Source organism: Aliigemmobacter aestuarii (assembly GCF_004799285.1).
Taxonomy (GTDB): Bacteria; Pseudomonadota; Alphaproteobacteria; order Rhodobacterales; family Rhodobacteraceae; genus Aliigemmobacter; species Aliigemmobacter aestuarii.
Map to the genome: position 1 here is coordinate 1527821 of NZ_SSND01000001.1, position 16561 is coordinate 1544381.

Sequence of the window (16561 nt, forward strand, 5' to 3'; positions counted from 1 at the left end):
ATGTCACGGATCGAATTCGAACCCTGGGAACCCGAGGAAACCGTCGGGAAGCTGTGGCATGCCTTCGCCACCCGGCTGGATGCGGACCCCGTCCATGACGATGCCCGCGTCCATCTTGCCGAGGTGGGCGGGCGGCTGGCGGTGCTGTTCCGGGGGTTGGGGGGCGATCCTTCGGTCGAGGTGAAGCCGGCGGTGGCCGAACAGGTGCACCACCGGCTGTCCTTCCTGCGCCGTCTGGGAACCTGGGCCGACGAGGCGCCCCGCGCCAGTTTCGACGGTGCGGCCCTTCGCCTGCCGGAAAGCCTTGCGGTCTTTCCCGCGCGCGAGGCCAATGCCGCGCTGTATCTCTGGCTGGCCGCCTGTGCCGCCCATGCCGGCACCGCGCGCGAGGAACGCGATCCCCTGCGCGCGGATCTTGCCGCGCTGGCCGCCGCCCGCGCGATGGTGGCCGCGACGCTGGAGGATGCGCCGGGGTTCCGTGCGCTTTATGCCGATCTGGCCGCGGCGACACTGGCCACCCGCCGCACTGCCGATCTGCCCGATGCCGAACGCACCGTCGAGGCGGTGCTGCGCAACCTTCTGGGCGATCCGGCGCCGCTTGCCCCCAAGGCCGCGCGTATGCGCGATGCGGTTCTGGCCGAGGATTTCACCGCGTGGCGCGCGCCGCGCAAATACCGCCCGTTCAAGCCTGTGGCGCTGTGGCCGGATCTTCGGGTGCTTGCACGGTCAGAGGCAAGCGCCGTGGAAACCCGCGACACCGAAGGCACGCCCGAACAGGGCGCACAATCGGAAAAGACCCGCCGTGCCCGTCGGCGCAAGTCCGATCAGGCGGAACGGAACGACAGTTTCATCCTGCACAAGTTCGAGGCGATCCTGAGCTGGGCGGAATTCGTCAACCTCAACCGCCGGGTCGAGGACGACGACGAGGATGATGCCAAGAAGGCCGCCGACGACCACGAGGAGATCGGCCTTGGCCAGCTCAGCAAGGCGCCCGCGACGCGGCTGAAGCTGCATCTTGACCTTGCCCCCGAGGATGTAGACCGCGAGGCGCTGTCCGGGGTGGCCACCTATCCCGAATGGGATGTCCGCACCAAGGTGTACCTGCCCGCCCATACCCGCGTCTTTTCCTCGCGGGTCGAAGCAACCGAGGCGGTGCCCCCGTTCCGGGACGACCCGCGCGCATCCGCGCGCATCCGTGCCGTGCGCCGCCAGTTCGAGGCCTTGCGCCCCAGCCGTATCTCGACCCCGGGCCACCCCGACGGGGATGAGCTTGATACAGAACGCGCGGTGCGCGCGCGGGTCGATCTTCTGGCCTGCGGCGAAGGAACCGATCGCGTCTGGCGCCAGACCCGGCCCGAAAAGCGCGATCTGGCGGTGTCGATCCTGCTGGATGTGTCGCGCTCGACCGAAAGCGCAATTCCCGGCCACGGCCACGGCGGGCGGGCCGTGATCGACGTGGAACGCGAGGCGCTGGCAGCACTCGCCTGGGGCCTGAACGCCTGCGGGGACGATTTCGCCATTCACGGGTTTTCGTCGCTGAAGCGCGACCGGGTCTATCTGCACGAGGTCAAGCGGTTCGGCGAACCGATGGGCGAGGCGGTGGAACATCGCATCGCCGCACTGAAACCGGGGTTCTACACCCGGCTGGGGGCCGCGATCCGCCATGCCAGCGCGGGCCTTTCCGAACAGGCCCGCAAGCGCCGGCTGATGCTGGTCATCACCGATGGAAAACCGAACGACCTTGACCATTACGAGGGGCGGCACGGCATTGAAGACAGCATGATGGCCGTGCGCGAGGCGCGCCGGGCAGGCCATGCCGTTTTCGGGATCACGGTGGATCGTGACGGCAAGTCGTGGTTTCCCCGGATCTTCGGGCAGGGCGGTTTCGCGTTGATCCCCGACCCGGAAAAGCTGACGCAGGCTTTGCCGTCGATCTACCGGCAACTGGTGATCGGATGACGGCGCCGACGCCGACACGCCCGCAGGATCAGCCCTCGGTTCTTGACAGCCTGCCGGGCGAGTTGATGATGTGGGTCCTGATCCTGTCGGAACTGGCTGTCTTCGGCGCGGGATTGGCGGCGTTTCTGGCCGTGCGCATCACCGATCCGGCCGGATTTGCCGAGGCGCAGACCCATCTTCACCGGACCGGCGCCGGGATCAACACGGTGGTCCTTGTCACGTCGGGCTGGCTGGCGGCGCTGGCCGTGCAGGCGGCCGAAGCCGGACGCAAGGTGCGGCTGCGCGGGCTTCTGGCGCTGGCGTCGGCGCTTGGCGTCGTGTTCCTTGTGCTGAAGGGTAGCGAATATGCCGATCTGGCCCGCGCGGGCATCGGGTTTGAAACGCATGCGTTCTTCACCTTCTCGTACCTGCTGACCGGATTTCACGCCGCGCATGTGATCGCGGGCATCCTGCTGCTGGGTCTTGTCGGCGCGCTGGCGACGCCGCGCGCGGTCGAAACCGGCGCGGCCTTCTGGCACATGGTGGATCTGGTCTGGGTGCTGCTGTTTCCGGTGGTGTACCTGCTATGACCGTCACCACCGCATGGGCCCTGCTGATCGCGCTGTCCGCCGCCTCGACCCTGCTGGCGGCATCCGGGCTGCAGGGCGCCGCGTTCACGGTCGCGGTCCTGGTCCTGGCAGGATGGAAATCGCGGCTGATCCTTGGCCGCTATCTGGGCTTGGCGGTCGCGCCGGTCTGGCAGCGCGGATTCGACTGGATCCTCGCGCTTGTCCTGATCCTGTTCGCCGTGTTGGCCCTGGCAGCCTAATCCGCCCGGAAGGCGGCGGCGAAAGGTTCGGGCAGGCCGAATTCGGCCAGCGCCCGCTTCCGGCCTTCATCCGACATCTTGCGCGCGGTCTTTTCCACGATCCCCAAAAGCTCGGCCGGGTCGCGGCCATCGGCGAAGGGCTGGAAATACCAGCGCAGGAAGACGAAGCAGATCACATCCTCAAGCGCCTGCACCTCGGCGTCGCGCTTCAGGCCCTCCTTGCGCAACAGCACGCCCACGCGGTCGCAATCCTCGGCGCGATAGCCTGCGTCGGCCATGATCCCCGCGATCCGTTCGCCATGCCGCCGAGCCTGTTCGCGCCGCCAGGCGTGATAGCCTTCCTTGCCCATCGGATAGGCCGAACGGGGCAGAAGCCAGCGTTCCACATGCTGACCGCGCGCGGCGATCTTCAGCACGTCCGAGGCATCGGGAAAAAGCCTGATCTGTTCCTGCGACATCCGTTGCCCGTAAAGCAGGGCGGCAGGCGCGCCGTCTTCCAGTGTCGGATCCTTGCCGTTCGCCTCGTCGATGGCGGCAAAGGCCCGCGAAAGACGATCGGTCATGCGCGCGCCCATGCAAGGGCCGGGTCTTCCTCGACATAGTCGCGCAAGGCGGCGACATCCGAGATCATGGCAAGGTTCTGGCGAATACTCACACCCTGTTCCTTCAACCTGGCAAAGGCGCGGCTGAGGCTTTCGGGTTTCATCCCCAGACGGCCGGCGATCAGCACCTTGTCATAGGGCAGTATCACTTCGCAGCCACCCCTTTCGCAAGGGGCCAGTTCCAGCAGGAATTCGGCCACGCGCTGCGCCCCTGTCTGGGCCTTCAGCGCCTCGACCTGGCCGATCAGGTGATGCAGATGGGCAAAGCTCGCCGACAGGATCGAAATCGCGAAATCGGGATTGCCGCGGATCTGCCGCAGCAGGGAATCCGCCTCGATCCGGACGAGGGTGCAATCGGTGACGGCTTCGGCCGCAACGGGGTAGACATCGTTGTGGAAGGCCACGGCCTCGCCGAAACTGGCGCCCTTGGTGAAGACGCTCACCACCGCCTCGGCCCCGTTGGGGGCAATCCGGTAAAGTTTCACCCAACCGTCCACGACGATGTAGATCGCATTGGCGCGTTCACCCTGCAGGAAGATCGTTGCGCCACGGTTGAAGTCACGCACATGCGCCTTGGACAAGACTGCATCCGCGACTTCCTTCGGGGCCGATGACAGCAGGATGGACCGTCGGGCAAGCAGTTCATATTCCGGCTTCATGTCTTTGTCCTTCGACGTGAGTTGGGGCGCACTTACACACCGTTGACCATCACTCTCAGGGCGCTAACAAAAGAAATGTTTTGATGACATGATTTAAATCAAGGCAAGTCGCAAGGACGGGCCAGACACAACCACAGGGTGTTTCCCGTTCAGGGTTTCCACGCCGCGTTTTCCTGCCAGCCCAGAAACCCTGATTGCAGAACAACGACATTGTCGCGACCGGCCACACGCAGGGCAAAAGCGGCCTGTGCAGAAAGGCTGCCGGTGTTGCAGAACAAGATGACCTTGCGGTCTGCCGGGATCTCGTCGATCCGCCCCAGAACCTCGCGCCATTCGATGTTGAGGGCGCCGGGAATCGTCGCCTCGGCGTGCTGTGCGGCGTCTCGCGTGTCGATGAACACGACCGCGCCAAAGACCGATTCGTCGATCTGTTGCGGCTGGATGATTCCCGCCTCGTAGTCCGAGAATTCCATGTATTCCTGCATCGCCTCGATCGCGGCCTCGTTGGCATGGGCCGGGGCGAGAAAGGCCAGAATCAGGGCGGCGGCGGAAACGGCACGGGCGCGTGTGATGGGCATCGGCAATGATCCTGTTGCGGGCCCTGCACCCGCCGTCGGGCGTCAGACATACCCCGACCGGGCCGCCGGACAGAGGTGGCATGACGTCGCGCGGCAAGAGCCCCGACGGCAGCCGTCGGAGCCCTGCATCAAGACCCTTGCGAAGGAATCAGCGGTCGCGGAACTGCGGCGAGCGCTTTTCAAGGAAGGCGGCCATGCCTTCCTTCTGGTCCTCGGTCGAGAACAGCGAATGGAACACGCGGCGTTCGAACAGAAGGCCCTCGCGCATCGTCGTCTCGTAGGCGCGGTTAACCGATTCCTTGACCGCCAGAACGGTGATCTGGGATTTCTCGGCAATCTTGGCAGCCGTCTTCTTGGCCTCGGCGATCAGTTCTTTGGCGGGAACGACCCGGCTGACCAGACCGCAGCGTTCTGCTTCGGCCGCATCCATGAAGCGGCCCGTCAGATGCATGTCCATCGACTTGGACTTGCCCACGAAGCGCGTCAGGCGCTGTGTCCCGCCCATGCCGGCCACGACGCCCAGATTGATTTCGGGCTGGCCGAACTTGGCGTTGTCGGCGCAAAGGATGAAGTCGCACATCATCGCCAGTTCGCATCCGCCACCCAGGGCATAGCCCGCAACGGCGGCGATGATCGGCTTGCGCACGCGTGTGACCGCTTCGGTTTCGGCGGCGAACATGTCATCGCCGAACACGTCCACGAAGGTCTTTTCCGACATTTCCTTGATGTCGGCCCCGGCGGCGAAGGCCTTTTCCGAACCCGTGATGATGATGCAGCGCACGTTGTCGTTGCCGTCCGCCGCCGTCAGCGCCTCGCTCAGTTCGCCCATCAGCTTCGAGTTGAGGGCATTGAGCGCATCGGGCCGGTTCAGCCGGATCAGCGCGACATAATCCTCGATCTCGACGATGATCGTCTCGTAGGCCATGGAATGGTCCCCTTGTTTGTCGTTGGTCAGACTCCTAGCAGCCTGAGGCCGCGGATCAAGTCATCTCTGGCAGCGGGGGCAGAAGAAGGTCGACCGGCCGGATTGGACGATCCGGGCGACATGCCCTGTGCAACCGGGGGTCGGGCAGGGCGCATTCTCGCGGTCATAGACGCGGAAGGTGTGCTGGAAATAGCCAAGCTCGCCATCCGCCTGCCGATAGTCGCGCAAGGATGATCCGCCGGCCTCGATCGCCTCGGAAAGCACCTCGCGGATCAGCGGAACCAGACGGCGCACGCGATCGGCTGCGATGCGCCCGGCATGACGGCGCGGGTCGATCCCGGCCCGGAAAAGCGTTTCGGACACATAGATGTTTCCCAGCCCCGCGACGATCCGCTGATCCAGCAGCGCGGCCTTGATCGGCGTCTTCCGGCCCTTCAGCCGGGCGATCAGGTAATCTTCGTCAAAGGCATTTCCCAGCGGTTCCGGGCCAAGCCCGGCCAGAAGGGGATGCGCATCGTCCGTGCCGGTGGCAAACAGGTCCATCGCTCCGAACCGGCGCGCGTCGTTGAAGGTGACGCGCGCGCCGCCTGCCATGTCGAGGACGACGTGATCATGCCGGGCAGGTGCGGGGTGGTGATGGTGGAATTCGCCAAGCATCGTGCCCGAGATAAGCATCCGGCCCGACATGCCCAGATGGATCAGAAGGGTTTCCCCGGTGGACAGGTCTGCAAGGATGTATTTCGACCGCCGCCGCAGCCGGTCCACACGGGCGCCGGTCAGCCGTTCGGCCATGCGTTCGGGCAGGGGCCAGCGCAGATCGGGCCGGTTCACCTGCGCGGTGGCGATGACCTGACCTGTCATCACAGGCTCCAGCCCCCGGCGGACGGTTTCAACCTCGGGCAATTCGGGCATCGCGTTTCCTTTGACCGGCTTGACAGATGGGCGCATTGCAGCGGCGCGCCCACGGCCTATAAGGAGTGTCAAACGGCAAGGACGGCAAGACCCATGACCGACACGAATGACAACACCACCCATTTCGGCTTTCAGACCGTACCCGAGGCGGAAAAGGCCGGGATGGTGCATGGCGTCTTCACCCGTGTCGCCTCGAAATACGACATCATGAATGACGTGATGTCCGGCGGCGTCCACCGGCTGTGGAAAGACGCGATGATGGACTGGCTGGCGCCGCGCCCCGGGCAGCGCCTGCTGGATGTGGCCGGCGGAACGGGCGACATCTCGTTCCGCTTCCTGAAACGCGCGGCGGGCGCGCATGCCACGGTTCTGGACATGACCGAAAGCATGCTGGTCGAGGGCCGCCAACGCGCCGAGGCCGGGAACATGGCCGACCGGCTGGACTGGGTGGTGGGCGATGCCATGGCGCTGCCCTTCGCCGACCGGTCGTTCGACGTCTACACCATCAGCTTCGGCATCCGGAACGTGACACGCGTGCAGGATGCCCTGAACGAGGCCTACCGCGTGCTGAAACCCGGCGGGCGGCTGATGGTGCTGGAATTCAGCCAGTTGCCGAATCCGTTGATGCAAAAGGCCTATGACACCTATTCCTTCAACCTGATCCCGGTCATGGGGCAGATCATCGCCAATGACCGCGACAGCTATCAGTACCTGGTGGAATCGATCCGCAAGTTTCCCGATCAGGAAACCTTTGCCGCGATGATCCGCAAGGCGGGGTTCGGACAGGTGAAATACCGCAACCTTACGATGGGCGTGGCCGCGCTGCATTCGGGCTGGAAGATCTGAGGTGCGGGGGCCCCACAACATCGTCCGGCTGATCCGGACCCTTGCAACGCTGGAACGCACCGGCGGGATCGGCGTCGTGCTGGAGGCGTTCAAGGCGCCGCCCCGGCTGAGGGTCGTCGCGCGGATCCTCGGCTGGCCGTTCAAGTGGCTGGGCAAGGCGGGCGACCCGTCATTGCCGCCCGCGACGCGCGCGCTTACGGCGCTCGGCCCGGCCTACATCAAGTTCGGCCAGGTGCTGTCGACGCGGCCCGATATCGTCGGCGAGGAGATGGCCGAACAGCTGAAGTACCTGCAGGACAAGCTGCCCCCCTTTCCGACGCTGGTCGCCAAGCGCATGGTCGAGGAAGAACTGGAAATCAGTGTTGACCGGGTGTTCTCCGAATTCTCCGATGCCGTGGCGGCCGCGTCGATCGCACAGGTGCATCGCGCCCGGCTGGCCGAGACGGGCGAGGAAGTCGCGGTCAAGGTGCTGCGTCCGGGCATCGAACGGGCGTTCCGCCGCGACATCGATGCCTTTTACCTTGCGGCCAGCGTGATCGAGGCGCTTTCGCCGTCCTCGCGCCGCCTGCGCCCGTTCGACGTGATCCAGCATTTCGAGGGCGTGGTGCTGGGTGAACTCGACCTGCGGCTGGAATCGGCCGCCGCCGCCGAATTCGCTGCAAACACCGAAGGCGACGAAGGGATTCTGGTGCCCCGACCGGTCTGGCAGTATTCGGCCCGTCAGGTGATGACGATCGGCTGGGCCGAGGGCGTGTCGATGGCCGACAACGCGGCGCTGGACGCCGCCGGGCATGACCGGCGCGTCCTGGCCGCAAGGGTGCTGCAACTGTTCCTGAGCCACGCGCTGCGCGACGGCTATTTCCATGCCGACATGCATCAGGGGAACCTGAAGGTGGCGGCCAGCGGCGACATCATCGCCTATGATTTCGGGATCATGGGCCGACTGGATGAATATACCCGCCGTGTCTATGCCGAGATCCTGATCGGCTTCATCCGCAAGGATTACCGCCGCGTCGCCGAGGTGCATTTCGAGGCGGGCTATGTCCCGGCAGACCGCGACATCGATGAATTCGCATCGGCCCTGCGGGTTGTGGGCGAGCCGATCTTCGGCATGGATGCCAGCCGAATCTCGATGGCGCGTCTTCTGGCCTATCTGTTCGAGGTGACGGAACGGTTCGGGATGCAGACGCGGACCGAGCTTATCCTGCTGCAGCGCACGATGGTTGTGGTCGAAGGCGTGGCGCGCAGCCTTGATCCGCATATCAACATCTGGGAAGTCGCGCGCCCGGTTGTCGAGGCCTATATCCGCGACAGCGTCGGCCCGCAGGCGGCGATCCGCGATCTGGGGCGAACCCTGAGGGTCCTGTCGCGCTTTGGTCCGCGGCTGCCCGGCATCGTGGAGGCGCGTCTGATGCAGCAGGTTACGGAAGAGCCGCCGCCACCGGTTGTCCGGCGCGGCCATCCGGCGTTGTGGTTCGGGCTGGGGGCTGCCGTCATGGGCGCCGGTGTCTGGATCGGCACGCTGATCTAGCCGCCCTGCGGCGGGGTCCGGATCGCCGTCACCTGATCGGCAGGAACCTCGCGCCCGTCCGGCAGAACGACGACAGGCGCACCCTCGGCCAGCCGGATTTCGCGGATCAGGGCGTAATGCTCCACCTCATCCGTCGAAAGCAGGTCTTCGCCGGAATAGCTTTCCACTGTCAGGCTGTAGCTGCCATCGGCCAGCGGCTGCCCCTGCGCATTGCGCGGGGTCCACAGGAAGGTGGAACCGTCAGGCTCCAGCTCCTCGCGGGCGATCAGCGTTCCGTTGGCGTCGTTCACCGACAGGACGACGCGATCCGCGCCCGAGGCTGGCCGGTAGGACACCGTCACTGCCTTGCCGTCCACGCGGACCGGTCCGCCGACCCGCCCTTCCTGCCCCACCCAGCCGGAAAGCTGGGCAAGGCCCGCAAGGCCCATCTGCGTCTGCATCGTTTGCAGGATCTGGTTCGTGCGGGCCTGCTGTTCGACACCCGAAAATGTGGCCAGTTGAACCGCATAATCGGCGGAATCGATCGGGTTTAGCGGGTCCTGGTTCTGCAACTGGGTCGTCATCATGCGCAGGAAGGTCTGGAAATCCGAACTGATCATGGTGCCGCCTGCCGCGGGCGTCCCGGCAGGCGGCGGGGCGGGGGTGGTGCCGTTCGTCGGTGTCACATCCATCGGGTTTGCCTTTCACAGACGCAGGTAAAGCCGCCCCTGACCCGCAAGGGCGGGGTCCGCCGTGGCGCGGGCGGCGCGGTCGGAAGAAGGAGACGCCGAGGCCACATGCCCATCGCGGCCGAGGCCGGCATGGTCGGTGCGCTGGCCCTCTGGCTGCCCGCCCGTGCCCCATCCCCCCTGCCCGCCCGCCGCGAAGCTGATCGAAGCCTGGGCAAAGCCGCCCTGCTTCAATTCCTGGGACAGAAGATCGGCATTGCGGCGCAAAAGCTCTGCCGTTTCGGGGCGGTCGGCCTGAATGACCACCGTGACCCTGTCGGCCTCTGGCTGCATGGATATGCTGATTGCGCCAAGGTCGGCAGGTTGAAGGCGCAGTTCCACCGCACCGGCAGCGCCCTGCGCCTTGAGAAGGACGGGCATCATCCGGGGAAGATCGTCGAACGAAACGGCGCGCGGTTCATGGGGGCCGGGCAAAGGCGCCAAATCCGCGCGGGCAGTCGCCGTCGACATGCCGGGCGCAGCTGTTGCCGGGCCGACGGGCTCACCCCCGGCGGGATCGGGTGCGTTAAAGGCGATTGGGGCGGGCTGTTCCCGCGCGGCATCTGTGGCAACGGCCAAGGCGGTCAGGTTTTCTTGCTGGGGGTTCTCCTGCCAGAGGGCTTGGCCGGATGGCGACAAGGGCATCTGTGGCAAGGGCGAACCCGGCGCGACCGGATTAGCGGGCACGGCGGTCACGGCACCCGTCCCCTGCGGGGCTTCATCGGCGTGGGCCGTTGGGGATGACGCGAACCGCACCGAAATCGGCGGGTTTCCCTCTGGAAAGTCCATCGCGATCTCATCGATCCCCGGCGCGGCTGTGGTCGGCAATGGCGCGATGACATCGCCCATTCTTTCCACATGTCCGAAGACCGCCACGTCAGAACCATCCGGCAAACGAAGCGAAACTGTCGGACCGGGTGCCGAAGGCAGGGAAAGGCCCATCGGCGGCGCTGCGGTCAGGGCAAAGGCATTCCCTTGGACCGGCAACGATTTTTCGACCATTTTGGCAGTGTCAGAGGCGGTTTTTGGCTCCTTTGCCCTATCCCCCACCCCGTCATCCACCGTGCCGGGCGCGGCCATTTCGATGGCCTTTCCCCCATTCGGATGGTGAACGCCTTCACGTCCGTGCCTCGCCTCGATGGCCTCGTTCACGTCCTTTTTGAACGTCACGCTTCTTCTGGCGTCCGGTTGCATGGGTTCCAGCGTCGGTGGCACGGAAGCATCGACCCCGCCCCTGTGACCGGCGGCGACAGGTGGGGTAACGGTCGGCACCAGGACAGACCCGGGCGTCAGCGCGGGTTGGGGTGCGTCGGTGTCGAGGTCCGCTGCGACCGGATCCTGATCCGGCAGATTGCGCGCGTCTTCGGTTAGACCGGCAGTCCGGGCGCCGGCATCTTGCGGCAGGCCCCCCAACCCGGAATCTTCGAAAAAGTCAGGAACAGAGACATTTTCGGGCAAAGGGGATCGGATCGGCCGCTCGTCGCGTCTCACCGGCATGGGCGGCGGAACCGGCACAGCGCCTGTGCCATCGGCCCGAACCGGATCGGCTGGCGGAGCCGCAACCGGACCCGGCTGATCCACCTGCGCAGCCTCGGCTACCGCCAGCACCGGGGGATGCGTCAGCACAGGCGGTTCCGCCACGCCCCACCCTTCCTCGGCCAGCAACGCAACAAACCCGGCGCCGGTCTGCGCGGATGGACCCGGCAAGACAGGATTCGACCCGCCTGCGGGCCGGGCCATTCCCGCACCCGGATTTTCGAAATGGATCTGCATCCGCGCCCCGCCTTCTGCCAAGACAGCCCTTTCAAGCCCGAAACCGGTTACCGAATCTTTACGGCCCAAGGCGAGATTGCGGAAAAGGCGATCAATCCCGAGGGCCAAGATGGACCTGCCACCGATCAATCCGCATACCCGCATTCCCCCCGCGATGCCCACCGAATCCGCCTTGCGCGCCAAGGCATTGGAGCTTGAGGCGGCGTTCCTTTCGGAAATGCTTCGCCATGCCGGTCTGGGCGAGGCCGGCGGCGAAAGCGGCTTCGACGGGGGCGCAGGCGAGGCGCAGTTCGCCTCGTTCCTGCGCGACGAACAGGCCCGCGCTATGGCCGGGGCCGGTGGCATCGGGCTGGCAGAGTCCCTGTTTCGCGCCATGAAGGGGGCCGGTGATGCGTGATCCCGTCGCCACGACGGACGCTTTGCTATCCGACCTTGCGCGTGCCGCGCGACAGGGCGATCTGACGACACTTGCACAACGATTGCCCGAGCTTGAGGCGGCCGGGGCGATGCTGGCCGCAGTCCCGGACCGGGCGGCGCTGGACGCGCTTCGGGCGCGGGCCGCGGCGCTGGCCCCCGTTCTTGCGGCAACCGCGGAAGGGGTAAAGGCGGCGCTGGCGCGGCTGCACGAGATCCGCGCCGCCCGGTCGGGGCTGTCGGTCTATACGCCCGAGGGCCGCCAGACCCTGGCCGCCGACGGGCTGCGCAACCGCGGGCGATATTGACCAATTCGTTCAAATCACGCGGAATTTTCCTGTTTTCAGGCTTTCACGCTTAGCAATCCCTTAGAGTTTGGCCGCCAAGACTGACCCTGCACGCCACGACGGCGTGGCGCGGACGGCCCGTCGGGCGGCCCGCAAGGCGCGAAAGCCGTTCCTGCCGCCATGCAGCGGCGCAATCCGCGCAAAAGGGCGCGTTGAACAAGGGGAAGACGATGTCGTCCATTCTTACGAACACAAGCGCGATGGTGGCCCTTCAAACGATGAAGGGCATCAACGCAAACATGAACAAGACCCAGGCCGAGATCTCCACGGGCAAGTCCGTGGGTTCGGCGCGCGACAACGCGGCGATCTGGGCCATCTCGAAGGTGATGGAATCGGATGTGAAGGGCTTCATGGGGATTTCCGACAGTCTCGCGCTTGGCTCCTCAACCATCGCCGTGGCGCGGCAGGCGGCGGAAACGGTCACCGACCTTCTGACCGAGATCAAGGGCAAGATCGTCGCCGCGCAGGAAGCGAACGTCGACCGCGCCAAGATCCAGACCGACATCAACGCGCTGCGCGAACAGATCACCTCGGTCGTCGGCGCCGCGCAGTTCAACGGGCTGAATCTGGTGGACGGGTCGCAATCCACGGTCAACGTGCTGTCCTCGCTTGACCGGTCGGCGGCGTCGGTCGCGGCCTCGTCGATCCAGGTCAACGCACAGGACCTGTCGATCGGGGCCTATGCGGCCAAAGGCGTTCTGGCCGGATCGAGCGGGGCATCCGGCGCGGGCGACACCGCCGGTTTCGCCATCGACGGCGCCGGTGGCACGGGAACGATCGTCATCGACGACAGCGTCGATGCCTTTGCCGCGGGCGACAAGGTTTCCATCACCATCGGCGACCGGACCGCAAGCTACACCGTGACTGCCGAGGATGTGGCAGCGACGACAACCGCCGACATCGTGGCGATCGGCCTTAAAGGCGCGATCGAAGGCCTGGGGATCACGGGCCTGACGGTCGATTACAACAGCGGAACAGCGGGAACGCTTGCCTTCACCAACAGCGGAACGGTCGACCTTTCGGTCAGCGCACAGTTCAGCAACGCCGGCGCGGGCGGTCTGGGCGCGCTGTCGTCGGTCGACGTCTCCTCGGGTCCTGGCGCGCTAGCGGCGCTCGGCAACATCGAGGCGATGCTGCAGACCTCGATCGACGCGGCAGCCGCCTTCGGTTCCGTGCAGAAGCGGATCGACATCCAGAGCGATTTCGTCGGCAAACTGACGGACTCGCTTCGCGCGGGGATCGGTTCTCTGGTTGACGCCGACATGGAGGAAACCTCGGCCCGCCTGCAGGCACTGCAGGTACAGCAGCAGCTTGGTATCCAGGCGCTGTCGATCGCCAACCAGCAGCCGCAGAGCATCCTCGCCCTGTTCCGCTGATCGACTGAACGGGCGCGGGGAAAAGCCTCGCGCCCATCCCTTCCCCGCCGCATGAAGCGAAGGAAAGACCGTGACTTCGACGCAAACTCTCTCCCCGGCCTATGGCAGGCCAGACATCGGCCTGCGCAGCCCACGCAGCATCGAATACGATCTGATCGCCCGCGTCACACAGCGCCTGCGCAGCGCATGGGAGGCACGCAAACAGGATTTCGCGGCGCTTGCCGCGGCGCTGCATGACAACAACCGCCTGTGGTCGACGCTGGCCGCCGACGTGGCCGAACCCGGCAACGGCTTGCCGGCGGCGCTCCGGGCACAGCTTTTCTACCTGTTCCAGTTCACCGCCGAACACAGCCGGGCCGTCCTGAACGACGGGGCCAGCGCCGAGGTGCTGATCGACATCAACACCGCCGTGATGCGCGGCTTGCGCGGCACCGGACCGGAGGGCGGGGCATGAGCGGGCTTGTCCTGAAACTGGGGCCGAACGAACGGGTGCTGATCAACGGCGCGGTAATCGAGAACGGCGACCGTCGGTCGCGGCTGGCGGTGATCACGCCGAATGCGCATGTCCTGCGGCTGCGCGATGCGATCCACCCGGAAGAGGTGAATTCGCCGGTGCGGCGGGTCTGCTACATCACCCAGCTTGTGCTGTCGGGCGATGCGGACCCGGCCGAGGCGCGGCTGCAACTTTTGCGCGGGATCGAACAGCTGAGCCAGGTGCTGACGGATCATGACAGCCGGACGCTTCTGTCACAGGCCACCGCCGCGGTTCTCGCCGATCAGCATTATGTCGCGCTCAAGGCCTTGCGCGGCCTGCTGCCGCGGGAGGAACGGTTGATGGCGGTCCGCCCGACATGACCTTCCAGCCGGTCCTGCCCCTGTCCGGGATCGCCGGCTGGGCCCTGCTGAAACGCACGCTTCCGGCGCAGCAGGCCGCTTTCGCGCAATCCCCTTCGCTTCGGCGGGACGAGGCGGCCTTTCGTGACCGGATCGGGCAGATCACAACGGCCGATGCCCTGATCGCCGACCGGCAGGTGTTGTCGGTCGCGCTCGGAGCCTACGGGCTGGACGGAGACATCGCCAACAAGGCCTTTCTGCGAAAGGTGCTGGACGAAGGCACGCTGGCGGCGGATGCGCTGGCCAACCGGCTGGCCGACAAGGCTTACCGGTCTTTCTCTGCGACCTTCGGCTTTGGCGATTTCGCGGTGCCGCGCACGGTGCTATCCGATTTCCCCGACAAGGTTCTGGAACGCTATCGGACGCTTCGGTTCGAGGCAGCGGTGGGCCAGCAGAACGAGGATTTCCGCCTGGCGCTGAACGCGGAACGCGAACTGGCCGATCTGGCGGGGCGCGGGCTGGGCGATGATGCCGCCTGGTTCACGATCATGGGGTCGCCCCCCCTGCGCAAGGTGTTCGAGGTGGCGCTCGGTCTGCCGTCGCGCTTCGGAACGCTGGATATCGACCGGCAGCTTCAGGTCTTCCGCGACAAGGCCGCTGACCGCCTGGGCATCACCGGGATTTCCGACTTTGCCGACCGGGGCGTGACAGACCGGCTGATCACCCGCTTTCTGGGGCAGGCGGCGCTTGCCGCGGGGCCTTCGGCCAGTACACCGGGTGCGGCCGCGCTTCAGATCCTGTCGGGGCGGTCCGCCTGACGTGTAAGGCAGACAGTGGCTCGACAGTCCCAGATGCGGCCGCGCGGATCCTTTGCGCGGACAGGGGGCAGGTCACGAAGGCGCCCGCATCAGGCACCAAGTGCCCGCGACAGCAGCGCGAAACTTTCTGCGATGCCACCAGGACTGGGCTCTGCCTGAAATGCGTCCAGCGCCGGCCAGACCCGGATTGCGCGATCGACCTCCGGATCGCTGCCCCTGGTGTAAAGACCGGCCTGGATCATCATCTCGGACGCGTCATAGGCGCCAAGAAGCCGCCGCGCCTCGGCGATCAGGGCGTTTTCCGGCTCGGTCGCGGCATGCGGCAGGCTGCGCGAGACGGATCGCAGCAGATCGACCGCCGGAAAGCGCCCGCGTTCGGCGATCCGGCGATCCATCACCACATGCCCATCCAGTGACCCGCGCAGGATATCGGCGACCGGTTCCTCCATGTCCGACCCGGCCACGAGAACGGTGAAGATCGCCGTGATATCCCCTGCCTGCCCGTTTCCCGGCCCGGCCCGTTCGGCCAGTGCCATGATCTGGGCAGCGGTCGAGGGCGGATATCCACGCATCGACGCGGCCTCTCCCACGGTCAGGGCCAGTTCGCGATGCGCCTCGGCAAAGCGGGTGACCGAGTCCAGCAACAACAGCACATGCAGCCCCGCGTCGCGGAAATGTTCCGCGACTGCGGTCGCCGTCCAGGCCGCGCGGCGCCTGATCAGGGGCGGCTGATCCGATGTCGCCGCGACCACGACCGATCGCGCCATCCCCTGCGGCCCCAGAACCGTTTCGGTGAACTCGCACAGCTCGCGCCCGCGTTCGCCGATCAGGCCGATGACGACGACATCCGCCTCGATCCCCTGGGCGAAACGCCCCAGAAGTGTGGTCTTGCCGACACCCGAGCCCGCAAAGATCCCCAGCCTTTGCCCGCGCACGATCGGCAGGCAGGTGTCGAACAGGGCGGTCCCCGTGGCCAGCCGCGCGCCCAGACGCCGCCGCGTGGCCGCAGGCGGTGCGGCGCGGCGCAGGGGCACGGGCACGGCACCGTTCCGCAGCGGGCGGCCGTCCAGCGGGTGCCCGTCCGGATCGATCACCCGACCGATCCAGGACATGTCGGGGCGGATGCGCGGCGGCCCATCGGGCAGAACCGCGGCGCCGGTGGCCAGACCTTCGGCCGGACCATCCAGAAGCACGGTCACATGATCGGCGGCAAGCTGCAGCACCTCGCCCTTGACCCGTCGCGGCGCCTCGATGCGAATCTGGTCACCCAGGGCGACATGGGCCGAAAGCCCCCGCACGGTGACGCACCCCTCGGCCGCCGAAACGATGCGCCCCACCGGACGCACCGGCTTTGCAGCCTGAATCTCTGCCATAAGGGAATCGAAAATGCCGGACATCCGTGCCTCTTTTGTTCTGCAATTACCGTTTCTAAAGGAATCACCCTTAATTCCGGATGAAAGGCCATGCGGGAG

At 66.1% G+C, this 16561-nt stretch carries 19 protein-coding genes; 11 read left to right on the top strand and 8 right to left on the bottom strand.

Features of this window, described 5'->3' with window-relative positions; all coding sequences use genetic code 11:
- The 3 genes from E7811_RS07440 to E7811_RS07450 are packed head-to-tail and all read left to right on the top strand — an operon-like array spanning nucleotide 1 to nucleotide 2767.
- Nucleotides 1–1959, top strand: a complete 1959-nt coding sequence (locus tag E7811_RS07440; RefSeq protein ID WP_136393890.1) for a nitric oxide reductase activation protein NorD — start codon at nucleotides 1–3, stop codon at nucleotides 1957–1959.
- Nucleotides 1956–2528 carry a cytochrome c oxidase subunit 3 gene (locus E7811_RS07445; RefSeq protein ID WP_246020254.1) on the top strand — a complete coding sequence of 191 codons (573 nt, stop codon included), beginning with the start codon at nucleotides 1956–1958 and terminating at the stop codon, nucleotides 2526–2528. Before E7811_RS07440 ends, E7811_RS07445 begins: the two co-directional genes overlap by 4 nt.
- Nucleotides 2525–2767 carry a nitric oxide reductase F protein gene (locus E7811_RS07450; RefSeq protein ID WP_136393891.1) on the top strand — a complete coding sequence of 81 codons (243 nt, stop codon included), beginning with the start codon at nucleotides 2525–2527 and terminating at the stop codon, nucleotides 2765–2767. Before E7811_RS07445 ends, E7811_RS07450 begins: the two co-directional genes overlap by 4 nt.
- On the opposite strand, the gene E7811_RS07455 is transcribed toward E7811_RS07450, so the two are convergent.
- From E7811_RS07455 to mutM, 5 genes are all read right to left on the bottom strand, one after another.
- Nucleotides 2764–3330: a DUF4202 domain-containing protein gene (locus tag E7811_RS07455; protein ID WP_136393892.1), complete on the bottom strand. Its 567-nt coding sequence runs from the start codon at nucleotides 3328–3330 to the stop codon at nucleotides 2764–2766. The two genes, E7811_RS07450 and E7811_RS07455, sit on opposite strands and share 4 nt — an antisense overlap.
- Entirely contained in the window at nucleotides 3327–4028 is a 702-nt protein-coding gene (locus tag E7811_RS07460; RefSeq protein ID WP_136393893.1) for a Crp/Fnr family transcriptional regulator, read from the bottom strand. Before E7811_RS07460 ends, E7811_RS07455 begins: the two co-directional genes overlap by 4 nt.
- 149 nt (nucleotides 4029–4177) lie before the next feature.
- The gene (locus tag E7811_RS07465; RefSeq protein ID WP_136393894.1) at nucleotides 4178–4606 is read right to left on the bottom strand and encodes a rhodanese-like domain-containing protein; all 429 of its coding nucleotides are present in this window, start codon (nucleotides 4604–4606) and stop codon (nucleotides 4178–4180) included.
- Nucleotides 4607–4754: 148 nt separating this feature from the next.
- Nucleotides 4755–5531 carry an enoyl-CoA hydratase gene (locus E7811_RS07470; protein WP_136393895.1) on the bottom strand — a complete coding sequence of 259 codons (777 nt, stop codon included), beginning with the start codon at nucleotides 5529–5531 and terminating at the stop codon, nucleotides 4755–4757.
- Nucleotides 5532–5591: 60 nt separating this feature from the next.
- Entirely contained in the window at nucleotides 5592–6443 is an 852-nt protein-coding gene (mutM, locus tag E7811_RS07475; protein ID WP_136393896.1) for a bifunctional DNA-formamidopyrimidine glycosylase/DNA-(apurinic or apyrimidinic site) lyase, read from the bottom strand.
- A 93-nt stretch (nucleotides 6444–6536) separates the two neighbouring features.
- Here mutM and ubiE point away from each other — a divergent pair, with 93 nt between their 5' ends.
- Nucleotides 6537–7289: a bifunctional demethylmenaquinone methyltransferase/2-methoxy-6-polyprenyl-1,4-benzoquinol methylase UbiE gene (gene ubiE / locus E7811_RS07480; protein ID WP_136393897.1), complete on the top strand. Its 753-nt coding sequence runs from the start codon at nucleotides 6537–6539 to the stop codon at nucleotides 7287–7289.
- Between the two features lies 1 nt (nucleotide 7290).
- A complete protein-coding gene (gene ubiB, locus E7811_RS07485) occupies nucleotides 7291–8820 on the top strand; it encodes a 2-polyprenylphenol 6-hydroxylase (protein ID WP_136393898.1) in 1530 nt (509 codons plus the stop codon).
- On the opposite strand, the gene E7811_RS07490 is transcribed toward ubiB, so the two are convergent.
- Together E7811_RS07490 and E7811_RS07495 are read right to left on the bottom strand one after the other, a co-directional pair.
- Nucleotides 8817–9491: a flagellar hook capping FlgD N-terminal domain-containing protein gene (locus tag E7811_RS07490; RefSeq protein WP_136393899.1), complete on the bottom strand. Its 675-nt coding sequence runs from the start codon at nucleotides 9489–9491 to the stop codon at nucleotides 8817–8819. The genes ubiB and E7811_RS07490 overlap by 4 nt on opposite strands.
- Before the next feature lie 12 nt (nucleotides 9492–9503).
- Nucleotides 9504–11300: a flagellar hook-length control protein FliK gene (locus E7811_RS07495; protein ID WP_168732946.1), complete on the bottom strand. Its 1797-nt coding sequence runs from the start codon at nucleotides 11298–11300 to the stop codon at nucleotides 9504–9506.
- A 154-nt stretch (nucleotides 11301–11454) separates the two neighbouring features.
- On the opposite strand from E7811_RS07495, the gene E7811_RS07500 reads away from it, so the two are divergent.
- The 6 genes from E7811_RS07500 to E7811_RS07525 all read left to right on the top strand — a co-directional run bounded on the left by E7811_RS07500 (nucleotide 11455) and on the right by E7811_RS07525 (nucleotide 15089).
- Nucleotides 11455–11697 carry a rod-binding protein gene (locus E7811_RS07500; RefSeq protein ID WP_246020314.1) on the top strand — a complete coding sequence of 81 codons (243 nt, stop codon included), beginning with the start codon at nucleotides 11455–11457 and terminating at the stop codon, nucleotides 11695–11697.
- Nucleotides 11690–12022, top strand: coding sequence for a hypothetical protein (locus E7811_RS07505; protein ID WP_136393902.1), 333 nt, complete (start codon nucleotides 11690–11692; stop codon nucleotides 12020–12022). The genes E7811_RS07500 and E7811_RS07505 overlap by 8 nt, the downstream gene beginning before the upstream one ends.
- 209 nt (nucleotides 12023–12231) lie before the next feature.
- Complete coding sequence (locus E7811_RS07510; RefSeq protein ID WP_136393903.1) at nucleotides 12232–13437, top strand: flagellin; 1206 nt, start codon at nucleotides 12232–12234, stop codon at nucleotides 13435–13437.
- A gap of 70 nt (nucleotides 13438–13507) precedes the next feature.
- Nucleotides 13508–13891, top strand: coding sequence for a flagellar biosynthesis regulator FlaF (flaF, locus tag E7811_RS07515; RefSeq protein WP_136393904.1), 384 nt, complete (start codon nucleotides 13508–13510; stop codon nucleotides 13889–13891).
- A complete protein-coding gene (flbT, locus tag E7811_RS07520; protein ID WP_136393905.1) occupies nucleotides 13888–14292 on the top strand; it encodes a flagellar biosynthesis repressor FlbT in 405 nt (134 codons plus the stop codon). The genes flaF and flbT overlap by 4 nt, the downstream gene beginning before the upstream one ends.
- Nucleotides 14289–15089, top strand: coding sequence for a DUF1217 domain-containing protein (locus E7811_RS07525; protein ID WP_136393906.1), 801 nt, complete (start codon nucleotides 14289–14291; stop codon nucleotides 15087–15089). Before flbT ends, E7811_RS07525 begins: the two co-directional genes overlap by 4 nt.
- 89 nt (nucleotides 15090–15178) lie before the next feature.
- Here the strand turns inward: E7811_RS07525 and E7811_RS07530 are convergent, their stop codons facing one another.
- Nucleotides 15179–16486 carry a FliI/YscN family ATPase gene (locus E7811_RS07530; RefSeq protein ID WP_136393907.1) on the bottom strand — a complete coding sequence of 436 codons (1308 nt, stop codon included), beginning with the start codon at nucleotides 16484–16486 and terminating at the stop codon, nucleotides 15179–15181.
- Nucleotides 16487–16561 lie beyond the last annotated feature (75 nt).